At 43.7% G+C, this 1217-nt stretch carries 1 protein-coding gene; it reads left to right on the top strand.

Going from position 1 to position 1217, the window contains the following annotated elements; translation table 11 throughout:
- Positions 1-1189 (top strand): IS1634 family transposase (locus LZF95_RS26840; protein ID WP_233758557.1); only part of this gene is annotated, 1189 nt, incomplete at its 5' end.
- Between the last annotated feature and the right edge of the window lie 28 nt (positions 1190-1217).

Consider the following 1217-nt stretch of genomic DNA (forward strand, 5'->3'; position numbering starts at 1 on the left):
CGTCTATTCCAGGATCTGTTTTCCTGCCAGCAAACTGAAGACCTGTGATTACCTGCTCACCTATCACGGGCTTGAATTCCAGGTTCAGGACCTGTACAGGTACATGGACAAGCTTTACAACAATTATAAGGAAACTGTCCAGCTGATCAGCTTTGAACACACCAAGCGCATACTGGGGGGCAGTATCAACATTGTTTTTTACGATGTCACCACTCTTTATTTTGAAGTGGATCAGGAGGACGACCTGAGAAAGACCGGGTTTTCCAAGGAAGGCAAGCATCAGAATCCACAGATCGTTTTGGGTCTGTTGGTTGGACAGGAAGGATACCCGCTGGCTTACGAGGTTTTTGAGGGCAATAAGTTTGAAGGGCACACCATGATTCCTGTCATAGAGACTTTTAGAAGGAAATATGGCTTACCGGCTCCGATAGTTGTTGCTGATTCAGGATTACTGTCCAGGGGCAATGTTCAAGAATTGCGTGATAATGGATATGGGTTTATTCTGGGGGCAAGACTAAAATCCTCCCCGGATAAAAAGAAAGAGAAGGTACTGGCTCTTGGGCTTGAAAACGGGGAGAGCAAATCCCTGGACTGGGAAGATGGGCTCAGAGTGGTTGTCAGTTATTCGGACAGGAGAGCCAAAAAGGACAGAATCAACAGGGAGAAGGGGCTCAAAAGGCTCGAAAAACAACTTAAAAGCGGAAAGCTCAACAAAACCCACATCAACAACAGGGGCTACAATAAGTATCTTAAAATGGAAGGCGAGGTAAAGATTGCCTTGGATATGGGCAAGTTTGAACAGGACGGAAAATGGGATGGTCTCAAAGGATATATTACCAACACAAACCTCGACAAAGACGGGGTCATTGAAAACTACAAAAACCTATGGAAAATTGAAAAAGCGTTCAGGATAACCAAAAATGAAATCAAAGTCAGACCGGTTTTTCATTATAAACAACGTAGGATCGAAGCGCATATCAGCATCGCATTCGTTGCTTACAAAGTGTATAAAGAGCTTGAAAGGCAATTGCTCGAAAAAGAATCAACACTCTCCCCACAGAAAGCAATAGAAATAGCAAAGGGAATTTATACTGTTGAGATCCAACTCAAATCTTCCGGCAAAAAGCTAAGAAAGACCTTGCTTCTGAACCAAAGTCAGCGAAAACTGGCAAAAATGTTCGGTTTTTGATTTTGGGTGTCCCAGTGTCGAAGTCAGG

This window comes from Algoriphagus sp. AGSA1, assembly GCF_021390545.1.
Classification (GTDB): Bacteria; Bacteroidota; Bacteroidia; order Cytophagales; family Cyclobacteriaceae; genus Algoriphagus.